The organism is Streptomyces sp. NPDC007945, assembly GCF_042958885.1.
Classification (GTDB): Bacteria; Actinomycetota; Actinomycetes; order Streptomycetales; family Streptomycetaceae; genus Streptomyces.
This window is the reverse complement of the sequence record NZ_JBIBJV010000017.1, coordinates 1-15,346: the sequence shown is the minus strand read 5'-3', so window position 1 is coordinate 15,346 and position 15,346 is coordinate 1. Positions and strand designations below refer to the sequence as shown.

The following is a 15,346-nucleotide window of genomic DNA, read 5'->3' as shown; positions in this document are numbered from 1 at the left end:
GGTTCGGGCGCACCCCCCCCGGGGGGGGGGGGGGGGGCCGGGGGGGCGGGGGGGCGGGGGGGGGGGGGCGCCGGGGGGGGGGGGGCCGCCCCCGGGGGGGGGGGCGGCCCCCCCCCCCGCCCCCCCCCCGGCCGTGCTCGATCTGCGGTCAGTAGCAGGTGACGTACAGGTCGACGCCGTGCGGCCGCTCCGCCGCCGACGACCTTCTTGTCAGTGGCGCACTGCAAGACGCCGCCGGCGACGTCGTCGGAGGTCGTGTGGGTGTAGCGGGTCTTCGTCAGACCGGCGATGGGATCGGCGCAGATCGCGTAGCCGTCGACCCGCAACTGCTCCGCATGAACGTCGTGGCCGGAGACGATCCCCTGGTTGGGAATGGCGCTCCCGGCCGGGCCGGGGTAGGACCGGTGCAGGTTCCGGGTTCCGCGGTAGACCGTTCCGCCGCCGCCGAAAGCAACCTTGCCGGTGGGGCAGGTGGTGACGAGCGGGGCGTTGCGGTCGATGGTGAAGTGGTACTGCTCGGCCACTTCGTAGCCGGCCGGGGCGTAGATGCATACCGCGTGGACCGTCACGGTCAGCGGCTTCGGCCCGCTGCGGGCCGACGCGGTCCCGCCGTACGCCCCCTGGATGTTCTGGGCGGTGGCGGCCGGGCTGTCGTCCCCGCCGCATCCCGCGGTGCCGGTTCCGGCGAGGGTGCTGATCGTTCCGTCGGGTGTGACTTCCCTGATGCGGTGGGCGTTGTGTTCGGAGAGGTCCCGGTGGCGGTGCAGGTGGTCGCGGAAACGGCGCTGCCAGGCCGGTGACATCCCGGCCCCGGTGGCAGGCCACAGGCCGGCCACGGCGGCGGCCACGGGCGGCGCCGGGCGAGGAGCGGGGGGCCGACGAACGTCCAGGACGGCATCCAGCGCCTCGTAGGTGGCGAGCCCTGCGGCCGCGCAGCGGCCCACGAGGGCTTCGTCCTGCCGGTCGTCCAGGTGGAACAGCACGGTGATCCACTTCGCCAGGCGCTCGACGTCTGCGGCCCGGGCTTCGGGGGTCATGCGGGCCGCCATGCGGTGGATGTCCGCCGCCCGCAGACGGGTCCGCTCGCCCGTGCCGGCGGCCAACGCCATCGCCATCGCCCATGACTCCAGATGCCGGCCGACCCGGTCCGCTCCCGGATGCACCCGGCCCGACTCCCGCGCGACGAAACCGGCCGCAGCCCCAGACGACGTCAACAGGCCCCCTCGTGCGGACGCAGGCAAACCGACGGCCCACCATGCCCGTACAGCATGCTGCGGGGCTGCCCGCCCCCGCCAAGGGCGCGGGCAGGGGAACGCGGGTCGTCCGGTCGCAGGGCACGCCGTTCGCGCGCGGGCCGCGCAGAACCGTGCGCCTCCCGCCTCCCGCCGCGCCCCGGGCCCACGGCCGGGCCCCTGGCCTCGACCAGCACCGGAGTGGCTTCGTTCACGTTCAGCGACAGCGTTTGTTGACACGTTTCAGCAGCATCTGGTGATCGACTCGCTCGTGCTTGTTCACGAGAAATAGCAGCACTGGCGCGATGGGGCGTCGCCGTCAGGTCAGGACGACGCACCCCATCCGCTCCAGCTTGCCGAGCAGCGGTAGGGAGGGATCCAACTTGTTCCAGCGCAGGTCCAGTTTCTCCAGCGATGGCATCAGGGCGAGCCAGTCGGGCAGCCGGCCGAGGTTGTTGCTCCGCAGATCGATCTGACGCAGTCGCGGGAGGCCGGCGAGTGACTCCGGCACCTCGGTCAGGGAGTTCTCGCGCAGGTCCAGGTGACGCAGTTCGTGCAGCTCGGCCGCTGACGACGGCAGGTGCTTGATCGCGTTTCCCCGGAGCCACAGCTCACGCAGGCTGCGGAGCCGGCCGATGGCGTCGGGCAGGGTGGTGATCCGGCTGTGCTGCGCCCTGAGCTCGATGAGGCTGCTCATCCCACCGATGGTCTCTGGCAGGGTGGTGAGGGGGTTCTCGCCGACGTTGAGGTAACGCAAGCGGGTCAGGTTTCCCAGAGAGTCGGGGAGCCGGGACAGCTGGTTGTCGTGCAGGTAGAGGCAGTCGCTGAGCGCGGTCAGCTCACCGAGTTCTTCGGGCACCGACGTCAGCGCGTTGTGGCCGAGGTCCAGGGTCTTCAGCCGACGGAGCTGCCCGATGCCCGGCGAGAGGGCCGTGAGTCCGTTGTCCGCGAGGATCAGCACATCGAGCTCAGTCTGTCGCCAGACCGACTCGGGCACCTCTCCGAGCCCTTGACGCCACAAATCCAGTGTGTGCCTCACGGCCGTCTCCTCTTCATCAGCAGACTCGGCTCCGATTCTCGTCCAGGACCTTCCTCATACGCGGCATGACCAGCACCTTTCACCAGGAGCATCCCGATGCTGCTCTGGCAGGATCCCCGGTGGCTCCCAGACTCGATTCCCGAAGTCCCGGGCGCCAGCCGGTTGACAGGCACCTCCATGTCAGGCGCCTACCTGGTGAGGGAATGACGAAGGGAGGGTGAAAGGCCCCAGGGGAGCCCAGAAGAGCCCCAAAGGGCACGACCGCGCCAACTCTGCGCCGGATAAGCCCTGTTGAAACCGTTTCCTCCCTCCGTCCCGATCCGTGGAACAGTCGGCGGAGAGCCTTGACCACGCTGGACGGCACCTGATTGCCTCACACCCATGCATCCCCGGCGCCCGCTGTTCACGCGCCGACGTCACGTCGATCTCGTGCGGACGTCGGGCGCGCTCTGTCGCCTTCCGCGCTGACCCCGCGGCCCCCGATCTGAGACGCCCGGCCGCGGTCACACCGGCTCGCCGTGTCCCCACGGCTGGAGCCACCCGCGCGCACCGCTTTCCCCCGCACCACCGCTCCCCGCCCTTTCTCCCGCAGCGCTGAGGCCCCCAGGCCCCGGCGGGCGGGTCCGGGCGCGGGGGCTCCCCGCCGTGCGCGCGGCCCCTCCCGGCTCGCCCTCGTGCGAGTCCCGCCGCCCGGAAGGACCCCGTCATGCCCGTTCCACCGCCCGTCCCGCACACGCGCCCCCGCACCCGGCGCCGCCTGACGGCCGCCGCACTGTTCTCCGTCCTCGCACTCGCCGCCGGAACCCTCCCCGCAGAGGCATCCCCGATCGGGGCCGCCGCCTCCGTACCCGTACCGCCGCACAACCCGTACGCCGGCCCCGACGGAACGGCCACCATGCACGGGGACACCGGCTCCTCCGACACCACCCCGCTGGCCGGGCCCGGCGCGGGCACCCTGTCCTCGAAGCGGACGGCCCTCGCCTCGGCCTGCCCCACCATCCTGGTCGGCTCCGACGGCCTGCCCGTGGTGCTGTGCACGCCGATCTTCGGGCAGGTTCCGACCGTCCACCTCCTGGACCCGGCGACCGGCGCGTCCCTCACCTCGCTCGAACTGACCAAGGGCTCGCTCCTCGGCGGCGTTTACGCCTACCTCGACCACGAGGACCGGCTGGTCGTCGTGGACGGCAGCCGCAGCCTCCTTCGCGTCGGCCACCGCAGGGACGCCTCCGGCGCGTGGCGCCTCTCGGTCGACCGACGGCTCTCGCTGGCCGGCGCCGTCCCCGACGGCGACGCGGTGACCGGACTGTCGCCGGACTGGCGGGGCCGCGTCTGGTTCGCCACGGGCGGCGGCACGGTCGGCCTCGCCGACGACCGCACCGGGCAGGTCGCGTCACTGCGACTGCCCGCCGGGGAGCGCGTCGCCAACAGCATCTCCACCGCCCCCGAGGGCACCGCCGTGACCAGCACCCACGCCACGTACCTGCTGACGGCGGACGACGACGGCGCACCCCGGACCGTCTGGCGGCAGGCGTACGACCGGGGGCGGGCCCGCAAGCCGGGGCTGCTGAGCTGGGGCAGCGGCTCCACCCCGACGTTCCTCGGCCCGTCCTCCGGAACCGAGTGGGTGGCGATCGTCGACAACGCCGACACGACCGTCCGCCTGAAGGTGTACCGCACGGCCGACGGGCAGGAGGTCTGCTCCTCGCCCGTGCTGGTCGCCTCCGGCGGCCCCGGCAGCGAGAACTCCCCCATCGGCGCCGGCACCAGCGTCTACGTCGCCGGCACCTACGGCTACCCGTATCCGGCGCTCCCGGACGGTGCGGGCCCCTCCGAACCGTCGTCGGCGGACTTCGCCGGCGGCCTGACCCGGGTCGACGTCCGCCCCGACGGCACCGGCTGCACGATCGTCTGGGACAACGCCCTGCGCTCGGCGGCGGTCCCGAAGCTGTCCACCGCCACGAACACCCTCCACACCGTGGTGCGCGACCCCGTCATCCCCGGCGCGAAGGGCACGAGCCTCCTCGACCCCTACCGCTACGTACAGATCGACCCGGCCACCGGGCGGGTCGTCCGCTCCCACCAGGTCGGCATCGGGTCGCTGTACGACACGCTCCAGACGGCCGGAACCGTCGCCCCCGACGGCGCCTACCTGCAGGGAACCGTGACAGGGGTCCTGCGGATCACAGCGAGCTGATCCCTGGTCAGACGCCGCTGCCGGCCGAGATTCCCCGCGTCCGGCTTGGTCGGCCTTCAGCAACGTGGGGCAGTGCTCCACGCAGCCAGGTCGAGGGTGGGGCCCTGACCAGGATCCGGCCGCGGGGGAAGAACTCGCGGGCGGCGGCGGCCGCGGTGCAGGTCTTGCCGGAGCCGGTCGCCTACACGTATGTCGCCCGCTCCCCCGCCGACCCGGGCGTCCTGGTGTGCGGCCAGCCGAACCGGGACCGGATCGCCACCAGGCCCGCCGCCTGGTGCTCACGCAGCTGAACCGTGCTCACAGCCCCTCTTTCTTCCTTGACGGCGGCTCACGTGGCTGAGTGCCTGGCGGGGCGGCCGGCTCACCCGCTACTCGGCGATGGGTCAGTAGAGCCAGACGACCAGGCGTACGTTCTCGGCTCCGTGGACTTCGCTGAGGAATGCGCATGGCGTTCCAGACCCGGCCCCAGTCCGTGTCGATCCCTGCGGCTGATGCGCGGGTTCGCGTACCGGAGGCGTTGGTCTCCTGCCAGTCCACGGTCTCCAGCTCGGCCCAGGTCAGCCGGGTGGTCCCATGCATATGGTCGGAGTCGCCGTCGCCGGTGAATCGTGCCGCAGCCCGGCCGACGCATCGTCCGGGAGGCCACGGTCCTGGGCCGGGGGGCGGAAGCCGAAGGTGTTGACCGGTCCGGAGCAAGAATCCTCATTTCCGCAGCGCCCGCCCGGTCCCGCCGTGCCTGAGGGCCAACCGGCGCCGACCGTTCATGGCGCCGGCTGACCGAAGCTTCCAGCGGTAGCCGGCGCCGGTCTGCGTGCCGGTCACAGGTCGAACTCGATGTGCTCGACGTTGAAGACACGACCACCACCGAGGCCGGAACTTCCAACCCCAGCGCCTGCGCGCCGACATACCCGAACTGCGCACAGTGCGCGACGCGGTACCGGGCACGGCTCTGACCTGGGTGTGTACCGCTGGGTCGCGGAAGGAGCGATCACGCTGGTCGACTGGTTCCGCCGCCTGCGTATCGGCTGGGAGATCCGCGACGACATTCACCGCCCGTTCGTCGCCCTCGGCTGCACCGTCATCTGCTGGCGACGACTGCCCACCACACTAGGTTGACCGTAGGCAGGGAGATCACCCGAGGGGACGGCCTGCTCGATGCGTCAGAACGCATACGAAGCAGTCATACCCGCGCAGTCTCACATCCTGGATCTCAGCACGTCGACCTCACAGCCTGGTGCGAACGGGTCGAAGCCGTGCTCGGCCAGCCAACGAACTGCCAACAGGCTGCGCAACGACCACCAGGCGTGGATCACGTCGAGGTCGATGCCGGTGCCGTAGCCGGCGAGGACGTCGTCGAGATGCTCCTCATGTCCGAGGGTGAAGGTGGCGAGGTCGTACAGAGCATCACCCTGGCCCGCCTCGGACCAGTCGATAATGCCCGTCACCTCGTCGCCGTCCACAAAGACGTGCGCGATCTGCAGGTCACCGTGCGTGAACGCCGGAGTCCACGGCCGGAGCGCGGCCTCGGCGACCCGACGGTTACGGGTAACCAGGTCAGCGGGCAGCAGGCCATTCGTCACGAGCAAGTCGCACTCGTCGTCGAGTTCCGCCGCCAGTGCGACGATGTTCCGGCCCGCCCGGCCGGGCCGGGGCGGCAGCGGCGCTTCGTGCAGCTTCCGGATTGCGGCGCCCGCCGCGGCCCACGCCGTCGGTGACCCGGTCGACGGGCCGCCGAGGCGGCCAAGCGTCGCCCCCGGGAGCGCAGCGATTGCGAGCACGGGCGGCTTGTGCCACAGGACCTCCGGGGTCGGGACCGGTGCGAGGGACATCGCCTCGATCTCGACGTCGATACGTGCCTGATCGGCGTCCACCTTCAGAAACATGTCGCCGACGCGCAAGGTCGCACGCTCGGAATGGGCGACGACGACTTCGACCTCATTCATGAGCGACGAGTATCCCGGAGGTGGTGCACCGGCGTCGCCACGAGGGCGACGAGGGGGGTGCGGTGATCGCGCGCCAGCGGGCCTGGGCGGACTCGGCGAGCTTGAGCACCATCGCCAGGGCCGCGGCCGGGCTGTCGGCGCCGCGGGTGACCTTGGTCTGCGACTTCACCGTGCGGCGGCCACGCTGGAGATGATCGAATCCATGCCCGGTTCTCTACCACCCGGCACCGACGCCACGCCCCTGCGCTATGCGTCTACTCGTCGCCGGGAACCCCGGAAACCTCTTCCCGGGTTCCTCCCGGGGTCGGTCGGGGAGCCGAGGGTTCGGCGGCGGTGTCTCGGCGAGCCGGCCTCACGCGGGCCGAGCACTCCTCGCGCACGCAGACCATCGAGATCGGGGAAGCCGAGGCCGGGCAGCTCCTGGACGAGATCGGCTTCAGCGGCACGGAACGGCTCGGCGTGGCCGGCGACCAGGGAGCGTCGTGCGGGTGTGGCCACCCGCGCACCTTAGGACTCCCGGCGCCAGCCAGTGCTTACAGAGTTCCTGGGCGGTCGAGGCCCTCTGCCCGCTCCCGCGGGAACGGGCAGAGGGCCTCGACCACTTCGTTCCCCGGTCGGCCGGACCCGAACTCGTCCTGCGGCCCTGGTGCGGCCTGAGCAGAACGTCTTGCCCGGTGTCTGCGGCCGTGGCCTTCGCGGCTCCACGTCCTCTGGCGCCCATCAGGAAGTGCCTCCCGAGCGGGGGTCTCGTACGGTCGCGGTGGGGCGGCGTACAGGACCGTCGCCCCACCGGGTCGGCGCCGGCTCTCTCTTCGCCCCTCTCGCGGAGACCGGCGTCCACGGGCCTTCCGGTCAGCAGCGGGTCCTGCCGAGATCAGGCTGGCGTGCTACAGGGCCCGCAGGCCGCGGCCACCTGGAACCTGCCGGATTTCCCGCCGCGGGGTCGACAGTGGCCCCTACAGTGCTCCCCATGGCCTATGACGAAGAGCCCGGAACCATCCGGGACATGTTCGTGGTGGAACGCCCGGTCGGGACGAGCCTCTCCGATTCGAGCAGTCCCGGAGGGATCAGTGCTCTCCTGCGCGACGCCGCCAACGTGCTCGCCGGGCACGCCGTGCTCTACCCCGCCGACGCCGAGCTCGACGATCTCAAGGCTGAGGCGAGGGAGGAAGGCCGTCAGGAAGGCGTCGTGAAGGGCGTGGTCATCGGCGTCGTCGCCACCACGGCCGTCGCCGTGCTCGGGGCCGTCGCCGTGAAGGCCGCGCCGCACATCAAGAGCAAGTTCAACGACTTCAGGTCGAAGCTCAACCGCAAGACCGAGGTCGCCGAGCCCGCGCCCCTCCGGGCCGCACCGGAACCGACTACCACGGCGGACAAAGAAGTCCCAAGCCGCAGCCGGCACCTGCACGTGGCATGGCGCCCCCCCGCCTCCGTGCGCACCCTGCACTCCGCGCACCGCCGCATGGTCCTTGAACTCCCCGGTCGCCCGACGCCGACCCGTACACTCCGCTCCCGCGCCGCCTGCACACCGCAAGGCGCCCGTCCCCGGTCCTGACGCGTGTCTCTTGCTCTGCCCACGACCAGTCCATCCCCGATCGGGCATGTCGCAGACGGGCACGTACAGCAGAGGGTGGGGGTCGCCTGGAAGGGCTGCGATCGTCCGTGTACAGGGCGGGGAGCAGGGGAACGGGAGAGCGTGCGTGCGAGTCGCACCGGGACCATCCCCGCGCGAGCGGGGAGCAGGAGGGGATGTAGCCGATGACGACCGGGTCAGGCTGAATCGCCGAGCGTCCGCCTTGCTTGAGTCCACAGCGACTCGAACTCCTCCGCGGAGATCTCGGCCGCCCCGGGCTGGTCCTGCCAGCCGTCCATGGGTCCTTCGGCGAGAACGCCGTACCGCCGTTCATAGCGGAACATCGCCGCGAGATCGGCATGATCACGCAAGTGCAGCACCTCCTCCAACGAGGCGGCCGTCACCGGACGCGAGTCCTGCCCCCGGACCTCGACCTGTCGCGCTGCCCAGCCTTCGTCATCGGCCCTGGGTGGCGGCCTCCGTGACTCCTGTCCGCCGCCCGGTCGGCGCGGCTCACGGCGCGTTGAGTGCCGCCGTCGGGTGGAGGCGGGAGGCGCGGATCGCCGGGTAGAGGCCGGCGATCATCCCGATCAGGAGGGTGGCGGTCAGGCCGCCTGCGAGGGACCAGGGCGGGACGACCGGTGTCCAGCCCTGGGTCCGCGCGAAGCCGTACGTCGCCGCCGAGCCGAGCAGCGCCCCCGACGCCCCGCCCAGCGCCGACAGCAGCAGCGACTCGGTGAGGAACTGGAGTCGGATCGCGTTGCGGGTCGCGCCGAGGGAGCGGCGCAGGCCGATCTCCTGCCGGCGTTCGAGGACGGAGATGACCATGGTGTTGGCGACGCCGACGCCGCCGACCAGGAGCGCCACGGCGCCCAGGCCCAGCATGAGGGTGGTCAGGCCCTCGTCGGCGGCGGCTCGGGCGGCGAGCGCGTCCGAGGGCCGGGAGACCTTGACGGCCGCTTCGCCGCCGGGTCTGATCGTGCGGGCCAGGACCGCCCGTACGTCCTCCACCGACGCGTCCGTGGAGCGCTCGAAGATCGTGGTCGGGTGGCCGTCGAAGCCAAAGTGGCGCTCGGCAGTGGGGAATCCGACCATCGCCACGCGGTCGAGGGTCGGGACCAGTTCCAGCGGTTTCAAAATGCCGACGACCACCACACGGGTGTCGTTCATCATGATCGTCTCGCCGACACCGGTGATGCCGAGCCGGTCGGCGGCCACCGACCCGAGGACCGTGACCGGGAGCCGTTCGCCGACCGGGTCCAGCCAGGCGCCCTTGTCGACCTCTCCGCCGAGCGTGGCCAGAAGGTCGGTGCGGACCGCCTGCGTGGTGACGCCGGCCGTGCGCTCCTCGGGGACCAGGTCGCTGCGGCGGATCCGGGCGTCGACGTCGCCGGTTCCGGTGGCCTGTCGGACGGGGCCGATGCGCTCGACCATCGCGACCGCGTTCTTGGGGAGTTTGACCTCCTTGCCCAGGGCGTCCTTGCCCGCCTCGGCGGTGAGGAGGTTGGTGCCGAGCCGGTCGAGCCGGGCCATCAGGTCCGCGCGGCTGGACTCGGAGAGGCCGACGACCGCGACCATGGTCGCGATGCCGATGGCGATCCCGAGCGCCGAGAGCACCACGCGCGCGCGGCGGGCGCGCAGACCGACCGCGCCGACCCGGAGGATGTCGCCGAGGGAGAGCCGGGAGGGTTGGAGAGTGCCTTTCACCCCGGGACTCCTTCCGTCGTCGGAACGGTGCCGCGTTCGTCCGCCACGATCTCGCCGTCCTTGAAACGCACCCGGCGCGGCAGGGAGTCGGCGATCTCCTGGTCATGGGTGATGACGCAGATCGTGGTGCCGGCCTCGTTCAGCTCGCGCAGCAGATCCATGACGACCTCGCCCGAGGCGGTGTCGAGGGCGCCGGTCGGCTCGTCCGCGAGCAGCAGTCCGGGCTCCCCCACCAGCGCACGGGCGATGGCCACGCGCTGCTTCTCGCCGCCGGACAGTTCGTTCGGCGTGTGGGAGTGGCGGTGTCCGAGGCGGACCCGGTCGAGTGCGTGCCGCGCCCGCGCACGGCGCTCCCGCAGCGGCACGCCCGCGTACAGCAGTCCGTCGGCGACGTTGTCGACGGCGTCGCGCCCTGCCGCCAGGTGGAAGTGCTGGAAGACGAAACCAATGTGGCGGGCGCGAAGTGCGGAGAGGCGGTTGTCGGAGAGCGCGGTCACGTCGTGGCCGGCGATCCGGACGGTGCCGCTGGTGGGCTTGTCGAGGGTGCCCATGATGTTGAGCATCGTGGACTTGCCGGAGCCGGAGGGGCCGACGACGGCGAGGAGTTCGCCCTCGTCGACGGACAGGTTCACCGCCCGCAGGGCGTGGACGCCTCCGGGGTACGTCTTGGTCGCGTCGCGCAGTTCCACGACGCGCTCCGGGGGCAGGGGGGAGGCCGGCGACGCGGCGCGGGCAGGCGTCATGAGGCCGCCATCCCGACCGTCATGCCTTCCCGCACGTGCGGCCCGCTGACCTCGATCTGTCCGTCGGCGGTCATCCCCGTCTCCACCGGTATCGTCCGCGTGCTGGTGCCCTGGACGACCTGGAGGCCGTAGCCGCCGTTCTCCCCGCGGAGGGCGAGGACCGCCTCGACGGGGACGGCGAGAACACCCTTGCGTGCCTCACTGACGAACTTCACGCTGGCCGGGGCCTTGGCGTCCTCCCCGGACGCGGCGCGCGCCCCGCCGTCGAGGACGACCTCGACGACGATGCCTTCCTGCGCGGCCGCGCCCTCCCCGGAGCCGCCGGGTTCGGGGCGCACGGTCCCGGCGACCCGCCCGGGCACGGTCTTCCCGCTGGGCAGGGTGACCTCGACCTTGGTGCCGGGGTCGGTGAGCGCGCCGTCAGTCTGGTCCAGGCGGGCCCGGACCACGGGTCTGGTGGAGGCGATCGTCAGGACGGGTTCGCCCGGGGCGACCTGGTCGGCGAGGGCGGCGTCGGCGGACACCACCTTGACCTGGCCGGGCTGGAAGACGACGTCTCCCTTGCCGACCCTTCCGGTGGGTTCGCGGTTCAGGGACTTCTGCCACCGCTTGACCGCAGCCTCGGTGTCCTTGCCGTACCGCGTGTCGACGTAGAGACCCGCCCCGTATCCCAGGTCGCGCAGATTGCGCTCCAGTTGGAGCACGTCGCTGCCCCGGTCTCCCGGCTTCATCTCGCGGAACATGGGGACGGGTCCGTACAGCAGGGTGACGGGCTTGTCGTTCAGCTCGTACAGCGCCTGCCCCATGGTCAGCGTCCGTCCTTCGGGGGCGGCCACGGTGACGGTGCCGTCGACGGCGGACTTGACGGGGCGGCGCTGCGCGAAGTCGAGCCTGCCGTCGATCGTCTTGGACTGGACGAGGTCGGTGCGGACGACGGTCGTGGTGGCGGGCGGCAGGTCGCCGCCCTTCCCGGCGGCTCCGGAGGCATTCCCCTCGTGGGCCCTCCCGAGGCCCCCGAGAACGCCGAAGTGGATGGCTCCCCCGGTCACGGCCGCGGCGGCCATCACCGCGCCGGTGGTACGGAAGACGGTGCGGCGCTTCACTGCATGCCGTCCAGACCGTCGAGGAGCTTCGTCTTGCACGCTTCGCGGGCCTGCTTGTACGCGGGAGAGTCGTGGTCGATGGTCGGGGAGGCGGGGTTCGGATCGCCGCCGGGCTGGGCGTTGCCGCCGCTCATCGTCGGGTTGGTGAACTGGGAGACGCCGTTGTCGCGCATGCACTTGGCGTGCGCCAGCATGGACTCGTAGTCCTTCTGCTGGTCTCGCTGGGGCTCGGCCAGCATGGCCTTCTGCAGCTCGGGAGCGCACACGCCGTTCTTGCCGCCCTTGGCGGCCTCCATCTGGCCGGGCCGCGAGGAGATCTCCTCGATCTTCCCCCAGTCGAGGTGGCCGCTGAGCTTGGGGTCCGGGTAGTCCCTGTAGCCGCCCTTCTCACGCATGCACCGGACGTAGAGCAGCTGCGCGTCGTAGAAGGCGCTCTTCCCGGCGGGCCGGGTACTGGGGGCGCTGTCGTCCTTCGCGGACGGCGAGGCCGTGGCGGCCTCCGGCACGGAGGCGATCTCGTCGTTCTTCCGGTCGCCGGCGGTGCTGTCGCCGCCGCTGCCGCACGCCGCGGAGAAGGCGAGGACGGGAACCACGGCGAGGGCGGTCAGACGCAGCCGGGCGGTGGCGCGGAAGGTTGTCTTCGGGCTCATGCGCACCACCCTGGTGAGGCCACGTGATGACGATGCCATGACGACATGATGAGCACGTAACAATGCCTCCGACCTGGGGCTTCAGCCCCCCCCTTCGGGCGGCGGTCCGGTGGTTGCGGCACCCATAATCGACCGCATGCCGCATGTACTGCTCATCGAGGACGACGCGTCCGTGAGGGATGGAATGGAGCTCGTGCTGCGCCGCCACGGGTACGGCGTCGCCACGGCCGCCACCGGCGAGGAGGCGCTCGCGCTGCTCGACTCCTCCGACGGCGTGAAGGTCGAGCTGGCCGTCCTCGACCTGATGCTGCCCGGGATGGACGGGTTCGAGGTGTGCCGTCGTATCCGCGCCCGGACGACCACGCTTCCCGTCATCATGCTGACCGCGCGCGGGGACGACCACGACATCGTGACGGGCCTGGAGGCGGGCGCCGACGACTACGTGGTCAAGCCGGTCACCGCGCCCGTCCTGGAGGCCCGCATCCGGGCCGCGCTGCGGCGCGCGGAGCCGTCGGCGCCGTCCCGGGCGGCCGGCGCCGACCTCGCGGGCCTGGTGATCGACCGCGCCGGTCTCACCGTCACCAAGCGGGGCGTCGTGATCCCGCTGCCGCCCACCGAGCTGCGGCTGCTGCTCGAACTCTCCGCCTCCCCGGGCCGGGTCTTCAGCCGCGAGCAGCTCCTGGCCTCGGTCTGGGACCACACCTTCCTCGGTGACTCCCGGCTGGTGGACGCGGCCGTCGGCCGGCTGCGCGCGAAGCTGGAGGACGTACCGGCGAGGCCGCGGTACGTCCAGACCGTGCGGGGCTTCGGCTACCGCTTCGGCCCGCTGTGAGGCGCACGCGCGGCGCCACCGGCACGGCGGACGGCGCGGCCGCCGCGCGCACGGCGAGGCGGCGCTCCCGCCGGCTCATCGGGGGGCTGCGGACCCGGCTCGTCGTCACGTTCGTCGTGGTCGCGCTGGTCAGCGCGGTGACCGCGACCGCGCTCGCCTACCGGGACGCGCGGACCGCCGTCCTCCGGCGCACCCAGGACGCCGCCGTGAACGACGTACGGACGCGGGTCACCGCGGTCGCCGCCGACTTCGACCTGCCGCCCGACCAGCGGTCGCTCGCCCGGTTCGCGGCGAAGGTCTCGGACGGCCTCGGTGCCCGGATCGTGGTCGCGCGCCACCAGGACCTCGCCGCGGTGTCCGACCCCCTCGCCGACACGCAGGGCCGGATCACCGCCGAGCTGCGGGCCGCGGTACGGGCCGGGGACGGGGCCCGCTTCCAGCGGGTGACGTGGCGGGACGAGCCGTACCTGGTGGTCGGCATGCCCGTGACGTACGCGGACGGCGACCGCCGGTTCTCCGGTCTGGAGGTCTTCGCGATCACCGACCTCCGGGCCGAACGCGACGACACCGCCGCCCTGGTGGACTCCGTACGCGCCGGCATCCTGCCGGTGATGGTGCTGACCGCCGTCCTGGCGCTGCTCGCCGCCCGTACGGTCCTGCGCCCCGTACGGCAGCTGGGGCGGGCCACCCGGGAGCTCGCTAAGGGCGACCTCGGCAGCCGGGTACCGGTCAAGGGGCACGACGAACTCGCCGATCTGGCAGAGACGTTCAACGATACGGCGGACGCCCTCCAGGCCTCCGACGCGCGCCTGCGCGAACAGGAGGCAAAGGCGCGCCGCTTCGTCGCGGACGTCTCCCACGAACTGCGGACCCCCCTCGCGGCGATGACGATGGTGGCGACCGTGCTGGAGGAGGACGTCGACCAGCTGCCGCCGGACGCCGCGCGGGCGGCCCGTACGGTGGGCAGGGAGACGGCGCGGCTCTCGCGGCTCGTCGAGGACCTGATGGAGATCTCCCGCTTCGACGCGAAGGCGGTCCGGCTGAACGCGGCCGAGACCGATCTCACCGACACGGTACGGGCCTGCCTGGCGTTGCGCGGCTGGACCGAGCGGGTGGAGGTCCGCCTCGAGGAGGGCGTACGGGCGGTGGTCGACAGGCGCCGCGTCGATGTGATCGTGGCCAACCTGGTGGGCAACGCGCTGCGCCACGGAGCCCCGCCGGTCACCGTGACCCTCGATACGGATGGCGCGACGAGGGAGTGGGTGACGGTGGAGGTCGCCGACCACGGCCCGGGCCTGCCGCCGGAGGCCCGGGAGCGGGTCTTCGACCGCTTCTACAAGGCGGACACGGCGCGCACCCGGAGCGCGGCCGACACCGACGGACAGGGCAGCGGTCTCGGCACGGCGATCGCGCTGGAGAACGCGCGGCTGCACGGCGGCACCATCGATGTCGCCGAAGGGACGGAAGGCGGCGCCGTGTTCACGCTGCGGCTGCCCCTGCGGCACACCGGAGAGGACGCGGAGTGAGGGTACGGGCGGGAGCGCGGGCGCTTGTCCTGGGGATCGCCCTGGTGGGGTGCGGCGTGCAGCCGACCGGGGTGATCGGCGCGGGCGAGCCGGCAACCGGGCTGACGCGGGGGATCCGGCTGTACTTCGCGTCGGACGGCGGACTGCGGAGCGTGCCGGTGCTCGACAGGGAGGTCGACAGCCTCGACTCGGTGGTGAAGCTGCTCATGAGCGGCCCGCCGCCCGCCGAACAACGCGACGGCCTCACCAACCTCGTCCAGCTGGGCGGCTACACGGTGACCGGGCAGGGCACCACGGTCACGGTGCGCCTGGAGGACCCCTACGGGGCGACGGGCCGTGACCAGGGAACGGGACAGCTGGTGTGCACGCTGGCCCGCGCCCAGTCCGTCCTCGATCCAGGGGTGAGGACCGAGGACGTGGAGGTCACCCTGCACCCGCCGCAGGCCCCGCCCCTCGGACCGTACCGCTGCCCCGAGTTCCTCGACGGCTAGGCGGTGTCTGACAAACGATCTCGATTGGGTCCGCGGAGCCAGAGGATGAGTGCGGCGAGGTGAACTCCGGCCTTGTAGCGGGCGGCAAGTTTGTCGAAGCGGGTGGCGTCGCGGGGTGGTTGGGTTTCGCACTTCGACCGCCGACAGGCGGCCTTGGCTGTCGTAGACGTAGGTAGGGGGCTTTTCTCATCTCGCTTTGCAGTGTGAGGAGAAAAGCCCCCTAAAGGGTGTTGCAGAAGGCTCAGTTCTGGGCATTTTCCCTGTATGGGCGGGGTGCTGCGGGCTGAGCCGGTGTGGGTGGAGACGTTCACGG

Annotated in this window: 15 protein-coding genes and 2 pseudogenes; 7 read left to right on the top strand and 10 right to left on the bottom strand. The window is 72.0% G+C overall.

Annotation, left to right across the window (positions count from 1 at the left end; genetic code table 11):
- Together ACFZCF_RS31485 and ACFZCF_RS31480 are read right to left on the bottom strand one after the other, a co-directional pair.
- Positions 1 to 1,115 (bottom strand): annotated as a pseudogene (locus ACFZCF_RS31485) (hypothetical protein); the annotation flags it as partial.
- 436 nt (positions 1,116 to 1,551) lie between these two features.
- On the bottom strand, positions 1,552 to 2,271 hold the full coding sequence (locus tag ACFZCF_RS31480) for a leucine-rich repeat domain-containing protein (protein WP_391290515.1): 720 nt from the start codon (positions 2,269 to 2,271) through the stop codon (positions 1,552 to 1,554).
- Between the two features lie 381 nt (positions 2,272 to 2,652).
- Between ACFZCF_RS31480 and ACFZCF_RS31475 the strand changes: the two genes are divergently transcribed.
- The 3 genes from ACFZCF_RS31475 (at position 2,653) to ACFZCF_RS31465 (ending at position 4,755) form a co-directional block, all read left to right on the top strand.
- The gene (locus ACFZCF_RS31475; RefSeq protein ID WP_350813881.1) at positions 2,653 to 2,739 is read left to right on the top strand and encodes a putative leader peptide; all 87 of its coding nucleotides are present in this window, start codon (positions 2,653 to 2,655) and stop codon (positions 2,737 to 2,739) included.
- A 238-nt stretch (positions 2,740 to 2,977) separates the two neighbouring features.
- Complete coding sequence (locus ACFZCF_RS31470) at positions 2,978 to 4,465, top strand: hypothetical protein (RefSeq protein WP_391290513.1); 1,488 nt, start codon at positions 2,978 to 2,980, stop codon at positions 4,463 to 4,465.
- A gap of 155 nt (positions 4,466 to 4,620) precedes the next feature.
- Positions 4,621 to 4,755, top strand: a complete 135-nt coding sequence (locus ACFZCF_RS31465) for a hypothetical protein (protein WP_391290511.1) — start codon at positions 4,621 to 4,623, stop codon at positions 4,753 to 4,755.
- A 906-nt stretch (positions 4,756 to 5,661) separates the two neighbouring features.
- Here ACFZCF_RS31465 and ACFZCF_RS31460 read toward each other — a convergent pair.
- Both ACFZCF_RS31460 and ACFZCF_RS31455 read right to left on the bottom strand, forming a co-directional pair.
- A complete protein-coding gene (locus tag ACFZCF_RS31460; protein ID WP_391290509.1) occupies positions 5,662 to 6,408 on the bottom strand; it encodes a phosphotransferase in 747 nt (248 codons plus the stop codon).
- Entirely contained in the window at positions 6,401 to 6,577 is a 177-nt protein-coding gene (locus ACFZCF_RS31455) for a hypothetical protein (RefSeq protein WP_391290507.1), read from the bottom strand. Before ACFZCF_RS31455 ends, ACFZCF_RS31460 begins: the two co-directional genes overlap by 8 nt.
- A gap of 801 nt (positions 6,578 to 7,378) precedes the next feature.
- On the opposite strand from ACFZCF_RS31455, the gene ACFZCF_RS31450 reads away from it, so the two are divergent.
- Positions 7,379 to 7,963: a hypothetical protein gene (locus tag ACFZCF_RS31450; RefSeq protein WP_391290505.1), complete on the top strand. Its 585-nt coding sequence runs from the start codon at positions 7,379 to 7,381 to the stop codon at positions 7,961 to 7,963.
- A 215-nt stretch (positions 7,964 to 8,178) separates the two neighbouring features.
- Here the strand turns inward: ACFZCF_RS31450 and ACFZCF_RS31445 are convergent, their stop codons facing one another.
- The 5 genes from ACFZCF_RS31445 to ACFZCF_RS31425 form a co-directional block, all read right to left on the bottom strand.
- Positions 8,179 to 8,385, bottom strand: a complete 207-nt coding sequence (locus tag ACFZCF_RS31445) for a hypothetical protein (protein WP_391290504.1) — start codon at positions 8,383 to 8,385, stop codon at positions 8,179 to 8,181.
- Between the two features lie 109 nt (positions 8,386 to 8,494).
- Positions 8,495 to 9,688 carry an FtsX-like permease family protein gene (locus tag ACFZCF_RS31440; protein ID WP_391290502.1) on the bottom strand — a complete coding sequence of 398 codons (1,194 nt, stop codon included), beginning with the start codon at positions 9,686 to 9,688 and terminating at the stop codon, positions 8,495 to 8,497.
- On the bottom strand, positions 9,685 to 10,431 hold the full coding sequence (locus ACFZCF_RS31435; RefSeq protein WP_391290500.1) for an ATP-binding cassette domain-containing protein: 747 nt from the start codon (positions 10,429 to 10,431) through the stop codon (positions 9,685 to 9,687). The genes ACFZCF_RS31440 and ACFZCF_RS31435 overlap by 4 nt, the downstream gene beginning before the upstream one ends.
- Positions 10,428 to 11,495, bottom strand: coding sequence for a peptidoglycan-binding protein (locus tag ACFZCF_RS31430; RefSeq protein WP_391290530.1), 1,068 nt, complete (start codon positions 11,493 to 11,495; stop codon positions 10,428 to 10,430). The genes ACFZCF_RS31435 and ACFZCF_RS31430 overlap by 4 nt, the downstream gene beginning before the upstream one ends.
- A 35-nt stretch (positions 11,496 to 11,530) precedes the next feature.
- Complete coding sequence (locus tag ACFZCF_RS31425) at positions 11,531 to 12,184, bottom strand: hypothetical protein (RefSeq protein WP_391290498.1); 654 nt, start codon at positions 12,182 to 12,184, stop codon at positions 11,531 to 11,533.
- 136 nt (positions 12,185 to 12,320) lie between these two features.
- Here ACFZCF_RS31425 and ACFZCF_RS31420 point away from each other — a divergent pair, with 136 nt between their 5' ends.
- The 3 genes from ACFZCF_RS31420 (at position 12,321) to ACFZCF_RS31410 (ending at position 15,033) form a co-directional block, all read left to right on the top strand.
- A complete protein-coding gene (locus ACFZCF_RS31420) occupies positions 12,321 to 13,016 on the top strand; it encodes a response regulator (protein WP_391290496.1) in 696 nt (231 codons plus the stop codon).
- 77 nt (positions 13,017 to 13,093) lie between these two features.
- Positions 13,094 to 14,542: an ATP-binding protein gene (locus tag ACFZCF_RS31415; RefSeq protein WP_391290528.1), complete on the top strand. Its 1,449-nt coding sequence runs from the start codon at positions 13,094 to 13,096 to the stop codon at positions 14,540 to 14,542.
- A 56-nt stretch (positions 14,543 to 14,598) separates the two neighbouring features.
- The gene (locus tag ACFZCF_RS31410; RefSeq protein ID WP_391290495.1) at positions 14,599 to 15,033 is read left to right on the top strand and encodes a hypothetical protein; all 435 of its coding nucleotides are present in this window, start codon (positions 14,599 to 14,601) and stop codon (positions 15,031 to 15,033) included.
- Here ACFZCF_RS31410 and ACFZCF_RS31405 read toward each other — a convergent pair.
- Positions 15,030 to 15,140 (bottom strand): annotated as a pseudogene (locus tag ACFZCF_RS31405) (IS5/IS1182 family transposase); the annotation flags it as partial. The gene ACFZCF_RS31410 and the pseudogene ACFZCF_RS31405 sit on opposite strands and share 4 nt — an antisense overlap.
- Between the last annotated feature and the right edge of the window lie 206 nt (positions 15,141 to 15,346).